This window comes from Herbidospora galbida, from assembly GCF_005233835.1.
Lineage (GTDB): Bacteria > Actinomycetota > Actinomycetes > Streptosporangiales > Streptosporangiaceae > Herbidospora > Herbidospora galbida.
The window spans coordinates 63,450-85,037 of record NZ_SZQA01000003.1; the positions used below are offsets into that span (position 1 = coordinate 63,450).

At 65.7% G+C, this 21,588-nt stretch carries 22 protein-coding genes, 1 tRNA gene and 1 pseudogene; 16 read left to right on the forward strand and 8 right to left on the reverse strand.

Annotation, left to right across the window (positions count from 1 at the left end):
* The first annotated feature begins 199 nt into the window (after window positions 1-199).
* From FDA94_RS05210 to FDA94_RS05240, 7 genes are all read left to right on the forward strand, one after another.
* Complete coding sequence (locus FDA94_RS05210) at window positions 200-1,132, forward strand: hypothetical protein (RefSeq protein ID WP_137245878.1); 933 nt, start codon at window positions 200-202, stop codon at window positions 1,130-1,132.
* A gap of 1,167 nt (window positions 1,133-2,299) precedes the next feature.
* Window positions 2,300-3,106 (forward strand): ribonuclease HI, encoded by an 807-nt coding sequence (locus FDA94_RS05215; protein WP_170990787.1) that lies wholly within the window; start codon window positions 2,300-2,302, stop codon window positions 3,104-3,106.
* A 62-nt stretch (window positions 3,107-3,168) separates the two neighbouring features.
* A complete protein-coding gene (locus FDA94_RS05220) occupies window positions 3,169-4,080 on the forward strand; it encodes an RDD family protein (protein WP_170990788.1) in 912 nt (303 codons plus the stop codon).
* A 69-nt stretch (window positions 4,081-4,149) separates the two neighbouring features.
* Window positions 4,150-5,040 (forward strand): ABC transporter ATP-binding protein, encoded by an 891-nt coding sequence (locus FDA94_RS05225; protein WP_137245881.1) that lies wholly within the window; start codon window positions 4,150-4,152, stop codon window positions 5,038-5,040.
* Window positions 5,034-5,765 carry an ABC transporter permease gene (locus FDA94_RS05230; protein WP_137245882.1) on the forward strand — a complete coding sequence of 244 codons (732 nt, stop codon included), beginning with the start codon at window positions 5,034-5,036 and terminating at the stop codon, window positions 5,763-5,765. The genes FDA94_RS05225 and FDA94_RS05230 overlap by 7 nt, the downstream gene beginning before the upstream one ends.
* On the forward strand, window positions 5,762-6,883 hold the full coding sequence (locus FDA94_RS05235; protein ID WP_137245883.1) for a sensor histidine kinase: 1,122 nt from the start codon (window positions 5,762-5,764) through the stop codon (window positions 6,881-6,883). The genes FDA94_RS05230 and FDA94_RS05235 overlap by 4 nt, the downstream gene beginning before the upstream one ends.
* Complete coding sequence (locus FDA94_RS05240; protein WP_137245884.1) at window positions 6,880-7,485, forward strand: response regulator transcription factor; 606 nt, start codon at window positions 6,880-6,882, stop codon at window positions 7,483-7,485. The genes FDA94_RS05235 and FDA94_RS05240 overlap by 4 nt, the downstream gene beginning before the upstream one ends.
* 212 nt (window positions 7,486-7,697) lie before the next feature.
* Here the strand turns inward: FDA94_RS05240 and FDA94_RS05245 are convergent, their stop codons facing one another.
* Window positions 7,698-8,471: an FAD-dependent oxidoreductase gene (locus FDA94_RS05245; RefSeq protein WP_212735191.1), complete on the reverse strand. Its 774-nt coding sequence runs from the start codon at window positions 8,469-8,471 to the stop codon at window positions 7,698-7,700.
* A 20-nt stretch (window positions 8,472-8,491) separates the two neighbouring features.
* Window positions 8,492-8,812 (reverse strand): annotated as a pseudogene (locus FDA94_RS41470) (FAD-dependent oxidoreductase); the annotation flags it as partial.
* 95 nt (window positions 8,813-8,907) lie between these two features.
* Between FDA94_RS41470 and FDA94_RS05250 the strand changes: the two are divergent.
* Together FDA94_RS05250 and FDA94_RS05255 are read left to right on the forward strand one after the other, a co-directional pair.
* On the forward strand, window positions 8,908-9,270 hold the full coding sequence (locus FDA94_RS05250) for a VOC family protein (protein ID WP_137245885.1): 363 nt from the start codon (window positions 8,908-8,910) through the stop codon (window positions 9,268-9,270).
* An 18-nt stretch (window positions 9,271-9,288) separates the two neighbouring features.
* A complete protein-coding gene (locus FDA94_RS05255; protein ID WP_062341919.1) occupies window positions 9,289-9,744 on the forward strand; it encodes a MaoC family dehydratase in 456 nt (151 codons plus the stop codon).
* On the opposite strand, the gene FDA94_RS05260 is transcribed toward FDA94_RS05255, so the two are convergent.
* Together FDA94_RS05260 and FDA94_RS05265 are read right to left on the reverse strand one after the other, a co-directional pair.
* Window positions 9,729-10,340, reverse strand: a complete 612-nt coding sequence (locus FDA94_RS05260) for a response regulator (RefSeq protein WP_137245886.1) — start codon at window positions 10,338-10,340, stop codon at window positions 9,729-9,731. The two genes, FDA94_RS05255 and FDA94_RS05260, sit on opposite strands and share 16 nt — an antisense overlap.
* Window positions 10,337-11,428, reverse strand: coding sequence for a sensor histidine kinase (locus FDA94_RS05265; protein WP_137245887.1), 1,092 nt, complete (start codon window positions 11,426-11,428; stop codon window positions 10,337-10,339). Before FDA94_RS05265 ends, FDA94_RS05260 begins: the two co-directional genes overlap by 4 nt.
* A gap of 110 nt (window positions 11,429-11,538) precedes the next feature.
* Between FDA94_RS05265 and FDA94_RS05270 the strand changes: the two genes are divergently transcribed.
* The 3 genes from FDA94_RS05270 (at window position 11,539) to FDA94_RS05280 (ending at window position 12,748) form a co-directional block, all read left to right on the forward strand.
* Window positions 11,539-12,183, forward strand: coding sequence for a hypothetical protein (locus FDA94_RS05270; RefSeq protein ID WP_137245888.1), 645 nt, complete (start codon window positions 11,539-11,541; stop codon window positions 12,181-12,183).
* Between the two features lie 39 nt (window positions 12,184-12,222).
* Window positions 12,223-12,474 carry a hypothetical protein gene (locus tag FDA94_RS05275; RefSeq protein ID WP_137245889.1) on the forward strand — a complete coding sequence of 84 codons (252 nt, stop codon included), beginning with the start codon at window positions 12,223-12,225 and terminating at the stop codon, window positions 12,472-12,474.
* A gap of 201 nt (window positions 12,475-12,675) precedes the next feature.
* A tRNA-Arg gene (locus FDA94_RS05280) sits at window positions 12,676-12,748 on the forward strand.
* Window positions 12,749-13,382: 634 nt separating this feature from the next.
* On the opposite strand, the gene FDA94_RS05285 is transcribed toward FDA94_RS05280, so the two are convergent.
* Window positions 13,383-13,742: a hypothetical protein gene (locus FDA94_RS05285; protein WP_137245890.1), complete on the reverse strand. Its 360-nt coding sequence runs from the start codon at window positions 13,740-13,742 to the stop codon at window positions 13,383-13,385.
* A gap of 62 nt (window positions 13,743-13,804) precedes the next feature.
* Here FDA94_RS05285 and FDA94_RS41475 point away from each other — a divergent pair, with 62 nt between their 5' ends.
* Both FDA94_RS41475 and FDA94_RS05295 read left to right on the forward strand, forming a co-directional pair.
* A complete protein-coding gene (locus FDA94_RS41475) occupies window positions 13,805-14,074 on the forward strand; it encodes a type 2 periplasmic-binding domain-containing protein (protein WP_137246061.1) in 270 nt (89 codons plus the stop codon).
* 69 nt (window positions 14,075-14,143) lie between these two features.
* Window positions 14,144-15,802: a hypothetical protein gene (locus FDA94_RS05295; RefSeq protein ID WP_137245891.1), complete on the forward strand. Its 1,659-nt coding sequence runs from the start codon at window positions 14,144-14,146 to the stop codon at window positions 15,800-15,802.
* 817 nt (window positions 15,803-16,619) lie between these two features.
* Here the strand turns inward: FDA94_RS05295 and FDA94_RS41310 are convergent.
* On the reverse strand, window positions 16,620-17,078 hold the full coding sequence (locus FDA94_RS41310; RefSeq protein WP_137245892.1) for an ATP-binding protein: 459 nt from the start codon (window positions 17,076-17,078) through the stop codon (window positions 16,620-16,622).
* Between the two features lie 260 nt (window positions 17,079-17,338).
* Between FDA94_RS41310 and FDA94_RS05305 the strand changes: the two genes are divergently transcribed.
* On the forward strand, window positions 17,339-18,673 hold the full coding sequence (locus tag FDA94_RS05305; protein WP_137245893.1) for a helix-turn-helix domain-containing protein: 1,335 nt from the start codon (window positions 17,339-17,341) through the stop codon (window positions 18,671-18,673).
* Here the strand turns inward: FDA94_RS05305 and FDA94_RS05310 are convergent.
* A complete protein-coding gene (locus FDA94_RS05310) occupies window positions 18,663-19,118 on the reverse strand; it encodes a hypothetical protein (RefSeq protein ID WP_137245894.1) in 456 nt (151 codons plus the stop codon). The two genes, FDA94_RS05305 and FDA94_RS05310, sit on opposite strands and share 11 nt — an antisense overlap.
* A gap of 410 nt (window positions 19,119-19,528) precedes the next feature.
* Between FDA94_RS05310 and FDA94_RS05315 the strand changes: the two genes are divergently transcribed.
* Window positions 19,529-20,074, forward strand: a complete 546-nt coding sequence (locus FDA94_RS05315; protein ID WP_137245895.1) for a hypothetical protein — start codon at window positions 19,529-19,531, stop codon at window positions 20,072-20,074.
* 480 nt (window positions 20,075-20,554) lie between these two features.
* Here the strand turns inward: FDA94_RS05315 and FDA94_RS05320 are convergent, their stop codons facing one another.
* A complete protein-coding gene (locus FDA94_RS05320) occupies window positions 20,555-21,037 on the reverse strand; it encodes a hypothetical protein (protein WP_137245896.1) in 483 nt (160 codons plus the stop codon).
* Window positions 21,038-21,588 lie beyond the last annotated feature (551 nt).

Below are 21,588 nucleotides of genomic sequence, written 5' to 3' on the forward strand. Positions count from 1 at the left end.
CTCGCCCGAGCGTTCATCGGGGAGATGGCGCCGAGCAACGAATCACGCGAAGTTCGCTGGTGCCCGCAACCAGATCGGTGTGTTCTCGCAGATCGAAGTGGAGCTCACGGGGGGTGCTGTCGGGACTCTCTCAGGTCTGTCGGTCCTGAGGTCTACTGTCGCTCCTCCTACGGGTGTGCACGAGTCGGGAGGACGACCGGTGGCAGAGGTGCTGCGAAGGATCAACTTTGAGGACGCCGTCGAGTACGGACAGTTCTATGTGGGGGACTTCGGGCGGCATCTGGATGATTCCGCGGTCTCCCACCCGCACCTGAGGGTGTCGAATCACCTGGGCATCGAATGCGACATCACTCACGGTCAGGCTGATGTACGCGTGGAGGTCTGGGACGCTGAGCCACCGTCGGCTGACGCTCCTTGGGTGCTGACCTGGGAGATCGCCTATCTGACCGGTTCGGGAATCGTCAGCGTGGGAGGTGAGTCATGGCCTGACCTGCTGTTGCTGGGCCCGTCGTACTTCCTGTACGGCCTACGAGCCTACCGGGTCCCGTCAGTCTGGGGCAGAAGCCACGAGTTCTATGAGGATCCGCAGACCGAGCACGTGCTGCTGCGGTTCTGGCCGATCCGGGACGTCTTCGACCCCGCCCTGCATGCCCGGCCGGAAGGGACGACGACGGCGCCCCGGCCGTCCGCGTACGTTCCTGCCACAGATTGGCCGACCTTGCGGCATCAGCCGGATCTCCCAGAGCCCGACACAGCCGATGATCCCGACAATGAGGACTGGGAGGCCGTCACCCTCAGGAGGGCTCGTGCTCGGATCGCCAAGCAGCTCAATCCCGACGCCGCACCCACTTTTACGATCCTCAGGCGGCACACGGAAGATCCTCGGAGCCCCTGGGGGGTCGACAACGTCGGCGCGACCTGCCGGGCTCGACTCTGGCGGCCGGCGGGGGAGGACGACCCTGGCGTCCTCGGCGTCGACCGGCGGATCGAGAGTGAGGACGGCTCCCGCGACGAGGTACTGGTCTCCGCGATCGTGACCGTGCTCGACGAGGACGGCGAACTACTGACGGTCCGGGACGCGACCGAGACGGAGGCCGCACGTGTGCTCGCTGTGGAGCGAGCCTGGGGGTGACGGCCGGCGAGCCGGGCAGGTCCTCACCAGCAGGATTGGTGGGTGGCCGGGAGCTGGCTTGGGTTGCAATTCACCGCCGCACCAGCGCGTTCCAAGAAGAGCAGTTAGGGGCGTTCGTCCAGGAGGGACTGTTCTGAACGCCGACCTCTCGAGCTGCTAATGCGGTTTGGGTCTCAAGCCCACCCGGGGTTCAAATCCCCGAACCTCCGCAGTTCAGAGGCCCTCTTCCCCTAAAGGGACGAGGGCCTTTTTGCTGCCCCGAACGGCTCGCAACCGGTGGGCCGGCGGGTCTTCCGCAGGGTGGTCCGCAGCCCTGCCGTCGCCACATCGGGCGGTCAGCTGCACCGACTCCGCGGCCTGAATGCGGAGCCGAACTGCCCTGGCGCCAACCCGCCCGCCACAAGGGGCGTCAGTGAAACGCGCGGCCTTCAACGGCAGTCCTGTCAGCTCAGCGGCTTCAAATGCGGAGCCGAGCGGCCCCGGCGCCAAACAGCCTGCCAAAGGAAGCGTCATCGAAACGCGCTGCCTTCAACAGCAGCAGCCCTGTCACTTCCCCAGTTGGGTTCTCGGCGGCCTCCCCACAGCGGAGAAAGACTCGGGCATTTGCGGCAACTTACAAGAAGGCCAGCCCAGCTTGGGAACGAAGTCGAACTAAACAAGGAGACTGCCGGCAAACCGGAGCCTGTGCGGCAGCCCGGCCACCGAGCAGCCTGGGGGCGGAGCCGAAACAGTGCTCCGGGATTTTGCAAACGCGCGGGCGCTGGCATCGGTGCAGCCAACTTCGCTGACTCCAGCACGCTCCCCAACAGCTCCGCTCGGAAAGCCCGCACCAGCCACGATCGGGCACCTTCCTCTCGAGCGATGTGCCTGGAAGTGAGGAAGATTCTCTCATTCCTGCCTAAAAGGCATCTCTCGCTCATTCAGGGCATTTGCGTCAGATGCGGCTTGGGTGGAGGTCGAGAGACAAGTCGATTGACCGCCATGCCGACTTTAAGGGCATGCGTCAGTAGCCTTTCGTGCGCCTGTGGTAGTAATTTTCCTGAACGCCCATCTTCGCAGCCCTCTACGCTTGCACATATCGGCACGATTTGGTCGCCAAGTCGTGCGGGACTCCTGCTGAAAGGGCGAACATTGAGCAGTCGGTCAGCCGCTGAATACGAAGCCTCGTTGACCCTGCTCACCCCTGACCTCGCCCAACGCGCGGCAGGCCTGCGCAAATACGCGCTGACCCATTCGAACTGCCCCGCCTGCCGAAGCGCGCAGAAGTGGGTATGGCTGGCGTTCGACGCCGCCTACGTCGGCGACCACGTCTCAGCCGCCCGGATGCTGTCCTCGGCCGAGGAAGCCGCAAGGCACCCCCACGGTGGCTCAGGAGACGCGAAACCAACCGCCAGCGTCGTCCCCGGATTCAAAGGCCACAGATCGCTGGTCGCCGCATCGGACGCCGCGTACAAAGGCCGGTTCGGCGGGTTGGGGTTCATCGTGAGCAACGGCCATTACGGCATGAAGCACTGGCCCCCCGACACCGGCATGCGTTTGCTCGACCCCAGCGGCCGATCAAAGGTCCTGGTCGCAGAATTACGCGCCGCCGCCATGGCCGTCAAAGCGCTCGGCGAGCGGGCCGGCAAGGCCGCGCTCCTGCTGGACAGCGCGGTGGCCATCAGCTACCTGCACACCTGGCAGAAAGGCGACGTCGAGCGGATGCCCGACGGGTACAGCCTCCGGCCTCGTACAAGTGGCGCTCAGCCGACGTTGGTGAGGCTGGCACATCAGGTCGCGGAGCTCCCCAGGCTCCGCATCGAGCACGTCAAAGGGCATGCCGGGCATCCGTTGAATGAGGCGGCGGACGCGCTCGCGGATATCGCCATGCGAAATCCGGCGGACCGGCGCGAAAGGGCCGAGGGGGTCGTCGACGCGTTTCTCCGGGCGTGGCATGCCCGTGCGAATAACACCGCATTGTCCCAAGATCGCTAGGCTGTGCCCAGCTTTCGAAAGGGACCGTCTTGTCGCACTCGCCCCGGATGTCGAGACCGGCATTGGCGACCTGGTTGGTGGCCGCTGCCGTCGCCGCATTCCCCACCTGGGAGGAATGGCAGTACCGGCTTGTACCCGGTTCGTTCGAGATCATCGGCTGCGCCGGTATGGGGTGGCCGGAGACCTCGCCGCTCGACCCCCTGCGAGGCGATCTCGACGCGCTCCTGATGGACGTCGAGGCGTGGGCCATCCCGTCACTGCTCATCCTCGGGGCGTTGCTCGCCTGCCTCCGCGGAAGGGATCCACGGCGCGTCGGCCGGCGAACGGCGGGCGTGCTCGTCCTGATCGCGGTGGTCAAGCCGGCCACCCCTCTCTACAGCTCGCCGGAGGATTGCGGGGGTGGGATCCCCATCCTCAGCGCCGAGTGGTTCGCCACGGTGCTGGACAGCTGGGGAAGCACCCAGGTCTGCCTCATCGGCGCGGCCGCGCTCATCCTGCTCGTCACCTGGAGGGCGGGCGATGGCACCTCGTCGTCGACCGGGGTGATCTGGCGCCGGGCGGTGGCGCTCCTGGTCGACTACGCCGTCGTCCTCGTGCTCCTCACCTTCGTCGTCGGGCCGATCATGTGGCTGACCGACTGGCCGTCGCTCAGTCTGGACTACGGTCTCCTGAACAGGGCGACGATCAGTCTGGACGACATAGATCTCGACGGGCTGCCAGTTCTGCTCGTCGTGTTCCTGTACTTCTGGGGGCAGCACCGCCTGTGGGGGCAGACGCTGGGCAAGCGCCTGATGGGTATCCACGTCAGCTCTGCCCACATGGCCCTCCGCACGCTGATCTTCCCGATCCTCGTCTTCGTCCCGTTCGTCGGGCCCCTCGTCCTCATCGTGAACGGCATGTGGACGCTGCTCGACCCCGAAGACCGGGCGTTGCACGACCGCTTCCTGAACACCGAAGTCGCCCGGAGCGCGTGACTTTTGTCAGCGTGACCGCCCGACAAGCTTCACTACCCCCGCATTTCCGGCGTTTCTACCGTTGTCCCCATGGATGCGATCAACGTCGAAGGCGTGGCCAAGCGCTACGGACCCGTCCGGGCCATCGAACATGCGAGCCTGCGGGTCCCGGCCGGCCAGGTCGTCGCCGTCCTCGGGCCCAACGGCGCGGGCAAGAGCACCTTGATCGGCATGATGCTCGGCCTCGTCGCACCGGACGCCGGCCAGGTCGAGCTGCTGGGCCAGACCCCGGCCGAGGCCGCCGCGCGTGGGTTGGTCGGCGCCATGATCCAGCAGGGTGAGCTGGTCCCGAATCTGACCGTGCGGGAGGTCGTCGGGTTCGTCCGCGGCCTCTACCCCGAATCGATGCCGCTGGACGAGGTCCTGGAGCTGGCCGGGCTGACCGACCTGGCCAGGCGCCGCACCGGGCGGCTCTCCGGTGGTCAGACGCAGCGGGTGCGGTTCGCGATGGCCGTCGCCGGGGCCCCGCGGATTCTCGTCCTCGACGAGCCCACCGCCGCGCTCGACGTGGAGGCCCGGCGGGCCTTCTGGATGGCCATCCGGCGCTACGCCGAGGGCGGGCGCACCGTTCTGTTCGCCACCCACCATCTGGAGGAGGCCGACGAGAACGCCGACCGCGTGGTCGTGGTCTCGCGTGGCCGGATCGTCGCCGACGCGACGCCCGCCGAGATCAAGCGGCGGGCCGGGGGGCGTACCGTCCGGTTCCGGCTCGGTGACCAGCCTGCGGTCGGGCTCGAAGGGCTGCCCCAGGTGACGGCCGTGGAGGTCGGCGGCGGGTTCGTCACCCTGCACACGGCCGACCCCGACACGGTGGTCGCCTCGCTCTACTCGACCGGGCTGACGATCCGCGACCTGGAGATCACCACTCCCGCGCTCGAAGACGCCTTCATCTCCCTGACCGCCGGAGGGCCGGCATGCTGAACTATCTCCGCCTCGAACTGCTCCAGGTCCTGCGCGACCGCTACTACCTGTTCTTCGCGCTCGCTCTGCCGGTCGCCTTCTACCTGCTGTGGTCGAGCATCTTCTCCTCCGACCGGCTCGATCCCGTGACCGGTCTGCCGTCTTCGGTGGACATCATGGTCTCCATGGCCTCCTACGGCGCACTCGGCGCGACGTTGATGAGCACCGGGGTGCGGCTGGCCGCCGAGCGGCGCAGCGGGTGGTTGCGGCAGTTACGGGTGACCCCGTTGACGCCGACCACGGTGATCGTGGTGAAGACGCTCGCCGCCATGTCGCTGGGACTGCCGGCCGTGGTCCTCGTCGGGCTGGCGTCGGTGCTCTGGCAGGGCGTGCGGCTCGATCCGCTGCAGTGGGTCGCGATCACGGCGCTTCTCTGGGTCGGGACGCTGCCCTTCGCCGCGCTCGGCACCCTGATCGGATCGCTGGCCGGGCCGGACGCCGCCCAGCCGATCACCCTCGGGGCCTACTTCGGGCTGGCGGTCGCCGGGGGCATGTGGGTGCCGCTGTCGGTGCTGCCGCAGGTGGTCCGGGACGTCGCCGCCGGGCTGCCCTCGACCCGGTTCGCCGAGCTGGGGCGGGCCGTGGCGGCCGGGCACGCGCCGCCGGTGTCGGCCGGGCTGGTGCTGGCCGCCTGGACGGTGGCGCTGGGCGTCCTGGCCGTGGTCGCCTATCGGCGGGCCTGGTGAAACGGCTGTTCCTCGGCGACGTCCAGGGGCCCGAGCTGGTGCAGCGGGCCTTCTGGACGTCGTTCGGGCTGCTGTTCCTGACCCCGATCGTGGTGGACGTGGCCCACTACGAGGGGATCCGGCAAGTGCTCGGGTGGGTCGCCCTGGTGGCGTTCGCCCTGACCTACTACGCGGTCACGTTCGTACGGCGGAGCTGGGACGACCCGATCAGCAGGCGGGAGATCCTGACGCTGGTGACGTTCTCCCTGCTGGCGGTTGGGCTGCCGCTGGCGTTCGGCCTCGACTGGCTCGGGGTGATGCTGTATCCGGCGTTCACGTACTCGATGGCGCTGCCGCTGCGGTGGGCCCCGGGCGCGGTGGTGGCCGCGGCGGCGGTGACGGTCGTGACCGGCCTCCTCGTCGGGGCGCCGCCTGCCGTCTACGGCGGGGTCGCCGGGGGCGTGCTGGCGTTCGGCATCCTGATGTTCGCGCTCCGGCATCAGCGCACGCTGGTCCTGCAACTTCAAGAGGCGCGGAACGAGGTGGCCCGGCTGGCCGCCGCCGACGAACGGCTGCGCATCGCCCGCGACCTACACGACGTGCTCGGCCACAGCCTGTCGCTGATCGTGCTGAAGAGCGAGCTCGCGCGGCGGCTGGCCGGCCGTGACCTCGACCGGGCCGTCGGCGAGATCGGCGACATCGAGACGGCGGCGCGGTCGGCGCTGGCCAACGTACGCGAGGTCGTCTCCGGTTACCGCAGGCGCGCCCTGAGCGAGGAGCTCGACGGCGCGCGGGCGGCGCTGGCGGCGGCCGGGGTCGACGCGACCGTGCGCATGGCGGGCGGTCCGCTGCCCGAGGCGGCCGACGGGGTGTTCGGCTGGGCGGTCCGCGAGTCGGTCACCAATGTGGTCCGGCACGCCCGCGCCTCCCGCTGCGTCATCGAGGTCGCCCACGGCGGGGGCTTGGCGACCCTGGAGATCCGCGACGACGGCCGGGCCGGCAAGGAGCACGTTCTGGGCAACGGCCTCATCGGCCTGTCCGAACGGGTTTCGGCCGAGGGCGGGACGCTCGAGTCGGGCCCGCTGCCGGGCGGCGGCTTCCGCGTCGTGGTCCGGGTGCCCGTAGGGTCGGCCTCATGATCAGGGTCATGCTGGCGGAAGACCAGAACCTGGTGCGCGGGGCCCTGGCGGCACTGCTCGGCCTGGAAGAAGACCTGGAGATCGTCGCCGAGGCGGCCGACGGCATCGAAGCGGTGGCCGTGGCCCGGCGGGTGCGGCCCGACGTGGCCCTGCTCGACATCGAGATGCCCGGCACCGACGGCCTGACGGCGGCGGCCGAGATCCGCGCGGCGGTCCCCGGCTGCCACGTGATGATCCTGACGACGTTCGGCCGACCCGGCTACCTGCGCCGGGCGATGGAGGCGGGCGCGTCGGCCTTCCTGATCAAGGATGGCCCGGCGGAGCAGCTGGCCGCCGCGATCCGGCGGGTGGTGGCCGGAGAGCGCGTCATCGACCCGGCCCTGGCCGCTGCGGCGCTCAGCGCCGGGCCCAACCCGCTGTCACGGCGCGAACGCGACGTCCTGGCGGCCGGGGCGGGCGGCGCGACCATCGCCGACATCGCCTCCCGGCTGCACCTGTCGGAGGGCACCGTCCGCAACTACCTGTCGTCGGCCATCACCAAGGTCGGGGTGCGCAACCGCATCGAGGCCGCCCAGGCCGCAGAGCGGAACGGCTGGCTGTGACAAAAGAGCTGCAATAAATGAGATCACTCCGGCCGTCCTGCGGGCCGGATGCACCCTGGCGACCTTCGCCGACTCGCCGCTGCCGCCCGAGAACGCGGCCTGGCGGCTGGAGGCGGGCACCCGGGCCGCCTAATGCTGCGCATCCTGCCCGGCGCCCACCGCACGGCCTACGAGGGTGCCACGCTCCGGGAGCACCTGGCGCTGCCGCCCGTCTAACGGGCCGACGCGAACCGCGCGTCCGGTCGTTCCCCGGTCAGGGCGAGGTCCGCCAGGACCCGCCCGACCGCGGGCACGAACTTGAAGCCGTGCCCCGAGAAGCCCGCCGCCACGACCACCGGCCCGACCCGGTCGAGGACGAAGTCGGAGGTCGGCGTGGTGGTGTAGGTGCAGCTGATCGGGGTGACGGCGCCCGGGTCGACCCCCGGCAGCCAGCGGCGCGCGTAGTCCCGCAGGATGCGCAGCTGGCGGGGTTCGGCCGTGAAGTCGCGGTCGTCGGGGTCGACCGCCGGCCCGGTGCCGTGGAAGCCGACCTTGACGCCCTCGCCGGGGGTGGCCAGGCCGTACACGCCGCTGAGGAAACCGGTGGCCGCGAGGGTCCGCTCGTCGAAGTGGTGGACGAAACTGGGCCACTCGTCGGTGTCGCGAAGCGGGGCGAAATGGGCGGGCTGTTCCTGCGTCACCCGCAGCGGCGGCAGCGGCACGAGGCCGCCGAGCAGCTTCTCCGTCCAGGCGCCGGCCGCGACCACGACCCGCTTGGCCCGGTAGACGTCGTCTTCGGTGACGACGTCGACGGCGTCGTCACCCCGGACGGTGATCGAGAGGACCGGGGTCCGGTGCCGGACATCGGTCCCGAGCGCGGCGGCCCGCTGCTGGAGCGCGGCGACGGCGTGGTCGGCGTGCAGCCGCCCGCTCGCCGGGTGGAAGAAGACCTTGCCGTCGTAGCGCAGGCCCTCCAGCGCTCGGCGGCCTCCTCGGCCGGCAGCCACTCGCCCGGCACGCCCGCCGCCTCGACGGCGTCGGAGAGAACGTCGAGGTCGGGGGTGCGGCCGTGGTTGACGCTGCCGGTGATGGTGAGCAGGGGAGTGCCCGACTCGGCCTCCAGTTCCCGCCACAGGCCGTGGGCCTCCACCGCGAGGCGGATGTAGACAGGCTCGCCGTAGGAGACCCGGAAGATCCGGGACGCGCCGTGGGAGGCGCCGCGCACGTGGCCGGGCTCGAAACGCTCCAGCAGCACGACGTCGGCACCGTGCCCGGCCAGCCGCCACGCCGCCGCCGATCCCATCCCGCCGCCGCCCACGACGACGACGTCCACCTCATGCCTCGCCACGCGACCCCCTCCTATTACATGTATTTCCTACCTAAAATACATGACTACAGAGTTTTCATCGGTGACCTTCACGGATCGGAGGGTACGTCCTGTGCATGCTTACCGGTTGGTGGGGCGTTGTCCTGGATGCTCCGGATTCGCGAAAGCTGGCCCGTTTCTACGCCGACCTCCTCGGCTGGGAACTGATCAACGACGGTGAGGCCGTCCACCCGGGAGAGGGCACGTCGTACATCGCCTTTCAGACCTCCTCCGACTACGAGCCGCCCGCCTGGCCGAACGCCGCGGGCAAGCAGCAGATGATGCTGCACGTCGACGTGGGCGTCACCGGCCTGGACGAAGAGGTCGCCAGGGCGGTCGAACTGGGCGCGACCGTCGCCGACTTCCAGCCGCAGGACGACGTCCGGGTGATGCTCGATCCGGCCGGTCATCCGTTCTGCCTCTACCTCGACGCCGGATGACAAAATAAAGTTCGAGACATGCGGATCTTCTCGAACGTCTCCGAGCTCAAAGCCGCTCAAGGTACGCATCTCGGCTTCACGGAGTGGCGTACCGTCACCCAGGAACAGGTCAACCTGTTCGCCGACGCGACCGGCGACCACCAGTGGATCCACGTCGACACCGAGCGCGCCGCCCAGGGGCCGTTCGGCGCGACGATCGCCCACGGGTTCCTGTCACTGTCGATGCTCCCCACGATGACGAGCGAGCTCATCCGGGTCGACGGGCTGGCCATGGGGATCAACTACGGGCTCAACAAGGTCCGGTTCCCCACCCCCGTCCCGGTCGGGTCGCGCGTCCGTGCCGGCGGCGAGATCCTCGACCTCACCGACACGGCTCAGGGGGTGCTGGGCACCCTCAAACTGGTCATCGAGGTCGAGGGCGTGCCGAAACCGGCCTGTGTCGCAGAGCAGCTCATCCTCTACATCCCGGCGTAGTAGGCGGCGGCCTGGGCCCGGCTCTGCAGGCCGAGCTTGGCCAGCACCCGGCTGACGTGCGTCTTCACGGTCGGTTCGGCGATGTCGAGGGTGCGGGCGATCTCCGCGTTCGACAGGCCGCGCCCGAGGCACGACAGGACGTCCCGTTCGCGGGCGGTGAGGGTGTCGGGCATCGCCGCAGGTCGCGTGCGGGCGAAGGCCGAGATGAGCTTCCTGGTCACCTGCGGCGAGATCAGCCCGTCGCCGCCGGCCACCAGCCTGACCGCCTCGACGAGCGTGGCGGCGTCGGTGTTCTTCAGCAGGAACCCGGCGGCGCCCGCCCGCAGCGCGCCGAAGACGTATTCGTCGAGGTCGAAGGTGGTCAGCACGAGGATCTCGGTCAGCCCCGCGAGCTGCCGGGTGGCCTCGATGCCGTCGAGGCGCGGCATTCGGATGTCCATGATCACCACGTCGGGGCGGTGCTCCTCGGCCAGCGCGACCGCCGCCCGGCCGTCGGCCGCCTCCCCGACGACCCGGATGTCGCTGGCGCCCTCCAGGACCAGCCGGATGCCCGTCCGCACCGCCGCGTGGTCGTCGGCGATCAGTACCGTGATCATGTGGACAGGGTGGCGGTCACCCGCCAGCCGCGCTCACACGGCCCCGCCTCGAACGTGCCGCCGAGCAGCGTGGCGCGCTCCTTCATGCCGATCAGCCCCGCCCGCGCGCCCGGCAGGTCACGCGGCCGGTCGGTGACCGGGTTGTCGATGGTCAGCACCAGTTCGTCCGGACGATAGTCGATCGCCACGGAAACCGGCGCGGAGCCGTGTTTGAGCGCATTCGTCAGGGACTCCTGGACAATTCGATATCCGGCCAGATCGACCGCCGGCGGAAGGTCTCTGGGCGTGCCCTGGACGTCGACGACGGCCGTCACGCCGGTGCGTTTGACCAGGTCGTCGACCTCGGTGAGGCTCGGCCGGAGCGCCTCGGTCGCGCCCTCGGCCCGGAGCAGCCCGATCATGCCGCGCATCTCGGCCATGCCCTGGACGCTGTTCTCCCGGATCGACTCCATGATCTGCCGGACCGACCGGGCGTCCAGATCGGTTCTGGACAACACCGCGCTCGACTGGATGGCGATCGCGCTGAAGTGGTTCGCGACCATGTCGTGCAGCTCCCGGGCCATGCGGTTGCGCTCGGCGGTGATCGCGGCCCGGCGGTCGTACTCGGCCATGAGCGCCGCCTGCCGGGCGTTGTCGCGCAGGTTCCGGACGATCGCGGCCGACGCGACCGGCATGACGGTGATCAGCCCGACCTGGAATCCCATCACCGTCCCCCACGCCCACGACTGTGTCTGCAGGCCCGCCGCGACCCCCGCGGCCAACGGCCACAACGGGGTGACGCGCAGCAGCGCGGTCATCAGCTTGCGGGGCCCGTAGAGGGTGGCCGCGTAGATGTTGTCGGTGAACACGACGGCCGTACCGAGCGAGGGCCCCATCGAGGCGTCGGCCGCCAGCGCGACCACCCCGATGACGAACGCCGTCACCGGCCTCCTCCGCCGGATCACCACGCCGACACAGGTGACCGCGAGCGGCACGAGGAACAGCTGGACCGGCACGCCCTTCGAATGGTCGTAGGCCCCCGCCAGCAGCAGGACCCCGACCGCGAAGGCCGCGACGGCCATCAACGCGTCCTGCCGGTGGGGGGTCATGCGTCCAATCTCACCACGGCCCATCTGAAATGGGCATACATCTTTGGATGTACGGAACTTCGTCCGTTCCGGCGAGGTAGGGCCCCTCATATGCGACAAGCATGGTTTCCATGCTGTGGTTGATCATCGCGGCCGAGGCCGGCTTCTGGATCCTGCTCGCCACGGGCCTTCTGGTCCGGTACGGCCTGCGCCTGCGCCGCACCAGCTGGGCGATCCTGGCCCTGACCCCGGTGCTGGACCTCGTCCTGCTGGTGGCCGCCGTGATCGACATGCGCTCGGGCACCGTCGCGACCTGGCAACACGGGCTGGCCGGGGCGTACATCGCCTACTCGATCGTCTTCGGCCACCGAACCATCACGTGGGCCGACGAGTGGGTGGCGCGCGGCTTCAAGAAACCACCGAAGGTGCTCGGCGAGTGGGCGGTCTGGTTCAGGATCGCGGGGGCGTACGCGATCATGTGCCTGCTGCTCTTCGGCGCCACAGTCATGGTGGGCGACTCGTCGCGGACCTCAGCCCTGACCGTTTTCATGCTCAACGCCCTGAAAGTGCCGGTGATCGCACTGATCTGGCCCGTCGCCGACTCACTGGGGCGTCAGTTCGGTCGGAAGCCGGACGGTGACCCGCCACCCGCCCATATGGGGCCCGGCATGGACGGTCCCTCCGAGCGGAGTGGCCCGGGCCCGCATCAGCCGGACCCCCGACCTGCGGGACGGCCGGATGCCGATCGGACTGTCGATGGTCAGCGTGATCGATGACGGGTGATAGGAGATCATGACCGTCGCCGACGTGGTGCCGTGCTCGAGCGCGCTGGTCAACGCTTCCTGGACGATCCGGTAGCCGGCCAGATCGACGTCTCTGGGCAGATCCCGGGTGGGCCCCTGGATGTGCAGGCGCGTCGTCAGCCCGGCCTGCTTGCTGCGCTGAAGCAGGTCCATAGGGTCGGAAAGGCTGCGCTGGTCGGCGCCCAGGACCCCGTTGACGCGCTCGACCAGCAGGCGCTCGGCCTCCTCGGTACGGCGTATTTTCCGGCGGTGGATGATCGTTGAGGTGGCTAGCAGGACGACGACGGCGAGGATGCCCAGGTTCAGCACGATAGGCCCCTGATCTGTGCGGTTATGTCGGTTCTTAACCGGCGGTGATCGGGGGTATGCCCGGGGGGTTGGGGACTTTGCCGGGAGTTGGACGATCGTGTCTTCGGGTAACTGGTTCGGAGTAGGGGCCGGGACCCGCTATGCTTACTTCTGCAAGCGGCCGTAGCTCAATGGATAGAGCATCTGACTACGGATCAGAAGGTTAGGGGTTCGAGTCCTCTCGGCCGCGCAGCGGAAAGCCCAGGTCAGCGATCGTCTGACCTGGGCTTTTGTGTTGCTGCGAGGCGGCTTGCTGTCCGGTTGAGTCCGGTGATGATCTAGTGGTGGCGGGTGATCGTGCCAAATACGTGCGCACTTTTGCTAGATCAGATGCTCTAACGCGGGTCCCCCGGCATCTCGACCGCGGGTGCGGACTCTCAAGACCACGCTGATACGGCCCATTGCGATGGCATCGTGGCAGACAAGGCACTTCCCGTAGGGTTCGATGAATCGAGGCCTTGAGGTCGGCGCCGGCCCGCCTCCTCACGGGTTTCGGTGAGGAGGCGGAGCGCGTGGTCCGTCGCCGTGTCGGGGCGGGTCACGGTTTGCCGCCGTTCTCTCGTCCGGTGACCTGATCGCGCTCTGGGTCACGCGGTCGCGGCGGGCGATGGCGAACTCTTCGTTCAGATGGTCAGGGTGGTAGCGCTGGAGTTAGTCCTCCACCTGGTGCAGGGCGGCCAGTTCCGGTCGGGGCTTGCCGATCTCGGCCGCCTTCACCGTTAGGGCGCACAGGGTCAGGGTCACCATGAGCAGGATGACGAGCCTGGGGGCAGGGCGGGCAACACGCCTGGCGGCCGACTCGTGTCGTCGGTGCTAAACGAGGCTCACAGTCGGATGCTGGCGATAAGCATGACGGGGAGGGTGGCCCTGGTGATCCAGGCGCCGAGCCCAGAGAGGAAGATCGACCAGCGCGGACGGGTCCGGTGTTTGGCCGAGTTCCCGGCGTGCCAGTGGGTGCGGCCCAAAGAGTGGCCTGCCACGATGATCCCGGCGGTCAGCCCTACGCCGGGCACGAGCGTCAACGCCTGCTCAAGCCAGGAGATGTGATCGATGCCGATGAAACGCTGGAAGATCGTCTGGAAGTACCAGGTATAGAAGCCGCCGGCCAGCACCACGGGCGGCCATCGCCGGACGTTCGTCGTCTCGCTCGAAGATCTCGCGCAGGTCCAGCTGATCACGATCACCGGTCCGCCGCAGGACGGGCTGGACTACCACCTCCGGACCCGCACCCGCCGCGGGCAGACCCATCCCGCGAGGTCCGGCAACCCTCGCATGGCAGGAAGTCCTCTCCCTGGTCACCGCAGGCAAAGGCGTCTGCCCCACCTCCACACGCGCCGCCGACTATTACTCGCGGCCCGACGTCGTCTTCGTCCCCTTCCATGACGCCCCGCCCTTTGACTACGCACTCCTGAGGCCTGCCACAGGACAGACCCCCAAGGTGCACGCGTTCCTTCAGACCCTCCTCACGGTCGCCGACGAAGGCGGCGGGCATGCCGCGATCAGTTTTGATTGCTGATCTTCGTAAGGGGAACTCTTAGCTACTGGCTTCCCTGGGCTTGGTGTGTGTCATGACTAAGGAGGATCCGTGCAACCGATGCATGAGTCCCGTGATACTCAGATCCAGCGACTGTATGAGCAGGGAATGAGTCAGCGAGAGATTGCCGAGCTTTATGGGATCAGCGGCCCGAGAGTAAATCAAATCCTGCAGAAGGTCGGATTCGATGCGGAATCGCGGACTCGTAAATCGTCGGCGGGGGATGTTTCCGAGGCTGTTCTCGCGTTTTCGTCAGAATATGGCGAGATGGTGCGGCATCTAGCATCTCAGGGAATAACTCGGGCCGGAGTCATCGATCGATTTCAGCTGATCCTTCCGAGTGTTGACATTGTGGTCGTAGGTAAAGGGATAAGTGCCGCCGGGGCCATATTCGAACACTGGCACACGCCGGATGGGGCCTTGTTCCCGGAAAGGGCAATGAAGTCTTCTATCTGGTATCTGTTGGGCAGAAGCCTCGGTGTCGAGGAGGATCCGAAAGCCGCACTTGCTACAGATGATTTCGATGAAATGCGGGAGCTTTCCGAAATCCTCGACAGGCAGGGCCTTGATCGCCCTGCCATCGCCTCGGTGGTGCGCTTGATCGCGGCGACCAGACTATATCACCGGGACAATCCGGATGCGATGATCACGAGAAAGCGGCATGACGATATCCGGCTTCAGGTGTTGAGCGAATGGGGTGTCGCCGCCGGGGTCGCCACTCGGGCCTGGCCCCTAGCCAGCGTTACGGTTATAAGGCGTCTCGGTGGTGGGTACTGGGCTGACGCGTTGCGAAAAATCGGGCTGAGCCCCAGCTTGAAAGGGAGGCGCCGAGGGCATTTGAAATATCAGGAAGACGACTATGATTCGGCGGTCTTGGACTACTTTCGATATTCGGGAATGCATGAGCAACGCCCAAGCATCCAAGGTTATGAGCGGTGGGTGGATATCGAAAGCCGGTCAGGGTATGATCGGCCGGCCTGGGCATCGCTGAGACTGCGCTATGAAACGTGGAGCGAAGTCCGACGTTTTGCCGCCAAGTCGGTCGATAATCAGTCACCCAAAACAAATCGAATGCCGCAGAGCGCCATCGCTCTCCATGAGGCGAAGCACTCGTGGAGCCGTTTCATCGAGGAGATTGATTCCGCTCCTCAGGTCAAGGTCTCGGCGATCACCAGAAACTTTCTCTGCGCCTATGTGGCAGAGTTTGAACTACAGCGTAGGCGGTGGCTGCGGTCAGTTCTGGATGCTGATGTGGGTGCGTCATCACGCCTTCTCGATGCGGATATTATATCCCGTAAACTGCGGGGACTTCTTGAACAGGGTGTGACGCCGTCGGCGGCCATATCGGACAGATATATTGATGCCCTGGGGGCAGGAGATCCGCGCCTTACCGATGGCCTGCTTCGACCGGAAGTTCAAGCGGAGCTCGATTCTCTGCCCGACGAAGTCGCCTTGCAATACAAGCTGCTTAAAGCGGTGAGAAACTTCTTCACCCACACTTCCGCGGAATCTGAGCAGAGTGTTCGTACCGCCATAGATAATCTTTCCGGTCTGGACCCAAGGTTCGCCCTGAACCAGGCGATCACCACCCGAACCCTGTCAGACTGGTTGAGGGCAAGAGATTTTCAGCGGCTGATTCTTCTCTGTGGCTCTGTACACGAGCTCTGGCGGGCGAAGGTCGTGGGTGAAGCCGTTCTGCGCGCCGTATAGCGGTTAGGCCAGTGCGCGTATCGCAGCAGATCAGAGCCTACCTATCGCGTCGGCGCGTCTTTCTCTACGGATCAGAAGGTTAGGGGTTCGAGTCCTCTCAGCCGCGCAACGGAAAGCCCAGGTCAGTGACCGTCTGACCTGGGCTTTCGTGTTGCTGAGGGTTGGCCTGCTGTCCGGTTGAGTCCGGTGATGATCTAGTGATGACGGATGATCGTGCCAAATACGTGGGCACTTTTGTGGGTCGGGGAGCAAGCGATCTTCTGAGCTGGCCTGCAAGTGAGTGGCGACCTCTACACGCATGCCTGACTACCGTATCGATTCTGTAGCTGTCCTTGCGGTATCGATGGCGCCGGCTGTGTCCACGGCGATGATGCGCATGTGCGGAGGTCACTTCGATCCAGGTTGGGCGGGTGGCCCATGTCCCGATGGCTGTACAGGCTAGGCGGCGACGTGGCGGTACGAGGTCGGCGGGCTGGCCGTGGTCGTAACGACTAGCCGGAGGTGGTGTGAGCCGGATGGTCACGTGGGTTCGGCCAGCAAGTTACGCACGCTAGGCGGCGGATGATGGACAACTTGTGGGACAGGCCAGACGAGTTGTGGGCCTTAACGCGCGCCGGGGTCGGTGGAACCGCGCCCTGCGGCTCGAGATTGAGGCGTCCCAGCACGTTGACGCACTCCCTGAACAGCCGCTCCCGCACCACGTTGGCCACGGCCTGGGCAGAAGCAGCCAACGCCCGCATGACGCTGCACCTGTAGGCGGTTCCGTCGCACGAGGGCGCCCCGCAGCCCTTGGGCCCAGAAGCCAGATCCACCCTGCTCATTGAGCTTCCGTGATCGTGGCGTAGACGACCTTGCCCCCGAAGATCACGGGTCGGTGGTATCCCCACCCCTGGGCCAGCGCCGCCACCAACAGCAGGCCCCGGCCCCCTTCCGCATCCTCATCAGGGCAGAGCACGCGGGGTGGCTCGCGGGAGCAGTCCCAGACCGACATCACGACCCCGGCCGGGCCCGATTTCGGGAGTCGATAGGCGTCCAGGCCGATCACTTCGGTGGGTGAATCCGCCGTCCTCTCTGTCGCCGTGATCGCGTTGGTGGAGAGCTCGCTCACGACGAACTCGGCCGTCTCGCTCAGACCCTCATGTCCCCATGCCGCCATAAGGCCGCGAACATGCGCCCGCGCTTTCGCGACAGACTCAGGATGGGCCGCAAGGCGTAGGTAGTTCCCCGGTGGAATTGCCGCGCACGAATTCAGCAGGGAAAAGCGAGTGCTTCCCATCGCCACCAATTCCGCAGTTCCGCCGGCCTGCCCGTGATCATCTCGCCTAGCCGCTCTCCCGGCCTTATCGTGTGCCACGGGTCGCACCTCCGAGTGCGATCAATGGGACCCGTAGGACGTGGCGACGTTTCTGCGGGTCCCGCTTATGTTCGGGGAAGAACTGCGGTGCAGTGACATACTTGGGCCACCGGTAGTAACCGAGAAGACTCAGCGCGTGGCAAATCTCGTATGCCACATGGCGACACAACCGGAGATGGTCGATGACCGAGCCCGAGATCTCAGCCGAAGTTTCCGACATCTGGGAGCTTTTCGGCCGCCACATCCGTCACGCGCGTAACGCGAAAGATCTCAGTCTGCGCCAACTCTCAGAGCGCCTGAGCTGGCATTTCTCCCTGATCGGCAAGTGGGAACGCGGCATACACCGCCCACCGCTGGAAGCCGTCGAAAGGCTCGACCACGCCCTAGAGACAGATGGCCGACTTGTCAGCCTCTATGCCTTAATCGTCGAACTTGACCAGTTCCGTAGGCGTATGCTCAAGATTCGCCCAACAGCCTCAGCATGTGACGAGGATGACGATATGGACCGCCGTGCAGCCCTGCGACTCATGAGCGCGTTAAGCGCCGGAGTGACAGTTCCCGCAGGAACGCTGGAGACCATTCTCAGCAGCGTCGAACGATCCTTCGGCCTGCGGGACGACCATCACATGGACAACTGGCATAGAACCGTCCAGACCTATGGCCAGCTCTATTACGCCCAGCCGCCCAACGCGTTGATCGCAGATTTGACGGCTGATTTGCTGGAGGTCGGCCGGCTTCTCCAGGACCCCCGGACCGGTCTCCCGCGCAATGAGCTGCTCCGAGTGGGGTCGCAGCTCACGGCCCTCATGGCGACCGACTTCAACGACGCCGGGAACCGGCGTTCCGCCCGTCTGGCCTGGCAGACCGCCCGCCGTACCGCTGACGCGTCCGAGGACAGGAACCTCTCTGTCTGGGTGCGGGCCAGAGAGGCCGACTGCCTGTTCTGGCAGGACCAGCCGCGACCCATGATCGCCGCTCTCCTCGACGACGCGTTGGGCCAGGCCCAGGGCACTTCGAGTACGGGACGCGCGATGGCCCTAGAGGTCCGCGCCAAGCTCGCCGCCCTCGACGGCCGGTCCGCGGACGCCATCCAGGCACTCAACGAGCTGGCCGACACGTACGAACGCCTACCAGACCATGCCACCACGGCCGGGGCCATCGGCTCGTCGGTGGGGACCAGCTACCCGGAAGCATCGGTTCACCGAAGCGCGGCCTACGTGTACGCCTTCCTCGCCGACACGAAGAAGGCCCCGGCCGCGATCGACCGGGGCATTGCCACCTACCCGTCGAACCTCGCGGGCGGCAACCTGCGCCTGATACAAGCGCTCTCAGCCATACACGGGGGCGACCTGACACACGCCCTTCAGGACGCTCTACGCATCGCAGAAGGAGTTCGGCAGCTCACCCCCATGAGACAGCTCATCATCCGTCGCATTGTCGACGCGGTACCTCGCGAGTCCGCCAACCTGCCGACGGTCAGGGAACTACGCGCGCTGGCTCGCCCCGTCAGCGCTTGAACAACGTCTTGCACACCTGCGCCTTGTAGCCGTCGAAACGGGCGCAGGGATGGTGCCGAACGGAGCGGTGGCGTTTCACCGCTGGCCCCTTAACCTTCTTGCGAACCCTGATAAGTGGCGTCCGGTGCTGCTCAGTCGGCTTGGCCGGCGCCGCACTCTCGTTCACCAGAGGGGCATGAGGCACGCTCACTGACGCGACTCTGAGCGCCACCGGAGCAGGCGGGGTCGTTTGCGCTACGGGAACAGGCGCAACCGCAAGTGCGGCCCGCGCGGGCGCTTCTGCTTGGACAATAACCCCCAAGGAATAGCCGAAACCCACACCGAACCCCACGGCCAAGGCCAGCGTCACGGTTCTACGGAACAGGCTGTGCCGGCCCCAGACGAACCGGCTGAAAGGCTTGATGGGCGGACGACGCTTGTAGGCGGACGGCGGCAGCTCGTTCATGGAAACCCCCCGATATCCAGGTACGACTGGCTGACTAACGATCATCAACTAGTTGCTGGTTCCCGAGAAGGGGCTTGGGTACGCGCTGACACTGACGACAGAGGTGACAGGTGCCACCAACGTCTTTGGTCGTAGACGATCCGGAGAGGGATGATCGCGCCGACTGTGTTGACGCTGTTGACAAGCTCACTGCTGTCATCGTCTGTCACAAGGTGTCGACGCGGTGACCATCTGAACACACTCTTCACAGGCGGGCTCGTCTCGCGTCTTGTCACTGCTGTCAGCAGCGTCATCTGATCGTGAGATAGCGAGTACCTTTTGGGAAGCGATGAAGACGTTCGCGCATAGATGAGATGGACCCGTGACGTCAGTTAGTAGCCAATCCTCAATGATCCCGCCATGATTAAATCATGGCATATTCAGAACCCTTCTTCGGCGACCGAGTGGTCTCATGGACGAACATCTGGACGGACCTCTACCCTGAGGACCCGTACAATCCGCATGATGACCATGCTGCATTTACTATGCAGAGGCTGCGGGGCACTGTGTTAGCGCAGGCGGCCGAGCTTGAAGATGTCATGAGTGCGATCATCGAGCATCTGGATCCACAGGCCCGCTCCAAGCGTAGAACCGCAGGACAGGCTCTACATGCTATCAATTCTGCTCTTACCCCGGCGGACAAGGATTTTTGGATCTACGAACTTGAGGTTATCGACCGGGCAATTAAGTCCAGGAATCGAATAGCGCACAACCGAATTACTATTGGCTCGGCGTGGACTGACTATGCAACCGGAGGAGGCGAATGGACTCCAGTGGTGAGCATGATAGGTAATGATCTCTATGATGAGGGCGACCTCTTGGTGGACCTTAACCTGCAGCAGCTCGCGACGCGCGACGCTGTTCGCTTACTCCATTTTCTCGTACATAGAGATTCGCTCGATGCGGAAGACAGCTAGAAGCTCCGGCTGGACGCGGTAACTCTAGATTTCTAAAAGCTCGATTTCATTTGCTAATGCTGAGTGTGCACGGTTAGCCGCTGATCCCACATCGTAGTAGGCAGCCAGAGCAAAGATGCGAAAACCCTTCTCGTCGGGCGGATATCTGCTCTCTCCGTATTTCTTGAGCTCTTTCCTTGAGTGCAGCATTGCTTCCGACATCTCTGCGAGAAGCCCTACTGCATTTTCGGAACGGCTGCTCAGAAGGCTTTTTGCCGTGCACCCGGACGCTTCTATGCAGTTCGCGAACGGCGTTCGCGAACTCTGCAGGCAAGTCGCTAGCGGCGCAGATATTAATGTCTGCGTCGACATGTCGGTGACTGTCGCATATAAAATCAAGTTCGCGTGCAACCTCTATCACGCTGCTTAATGTCTCTCGAAGAGCAGTAATCCGTCTATCCTTCAGCCCTTGAACTTCGTTGCGTCTCCGCGTCGATTCAGCTAAAGCCATTTCTGCATCAATTGCCAACTTGGCAGCTTTGAGGGTTGCGGAGCTTCCGATCCGAGCCAAGGGTACGCGATCACTTCTTGGCCGCCGGCTTGGGTGATCCGTGAGCGAAGGGAAGCCTTTTCCTGGATCGACGCACGAAGGCTTTGAACGGCCTGCCGGAAGCAGCCCAGAAGGGTGCAGTCACGATCAGACAGGCTTCGCTCGGAAGCAAGCCTGACAAGGAGTGACTTTAACTTGCCTTCCGTCTCAGCAGCGCGATCGAGTAACTCGCGTCGGAAATCGTCATCATCGGACAGACCCGCAGGAGCGTTACTCCATAGTTTCCATATCGCGAAGAATTGTCCGTAGATCTCATAGAAGACGCCGAGGGCCACAAGATCCAGCTCTCGACGCTTCTTTCGCTCGTCCCAGCGAGCAGTCAGGCGATTGCCGACGAACCACCCCAGGCAGAGCGTCAGCAGGGCAACGACCATATTGGGAACTGCCTTGACCGACTCCGCCCATAGTGCTGACCCCATGCAGGCTCCTCCGTCTTCCGGTCTACCAATAGATCGGTGAAAAGGTGCAGAGTGTGTCAGGTATCTCCGCTCGAATTGACGGACTGAGCGACGACGTCGGCGACGGTCTTCGTCGAGCGACGTCAGCATTGACGCGGGGTGATCGCCGGGCCGGCGTGCCCGGAGACCGACCGCATTCGAACCCGCAACCGGACGGTCGGGACGAAGCGATGGCTATCCATGGCAGAGGGCCCGGATCAAGGCCGCTGAGCGGGCAAGGCTACGCACCCAGAGGGAAAGGGAACGCCGCCGCAACGGCTTGTGACTCCACTTCGAGCACCTCGGACCGCCGAAGGCACACGTACGATCACCACTCCCCTGATAGCGATGCCATCTTCGCGTGCGGTGATGATTCGATACTTCGACGGGTCCCTTTGTGCGTGTGACGGCCGAACATCTACAGCCTCACAAGGCTGCCTCTAGTCGCAACGCTGTCCCAAGCGTGCATCTGCAGGTCAATGCCCAGA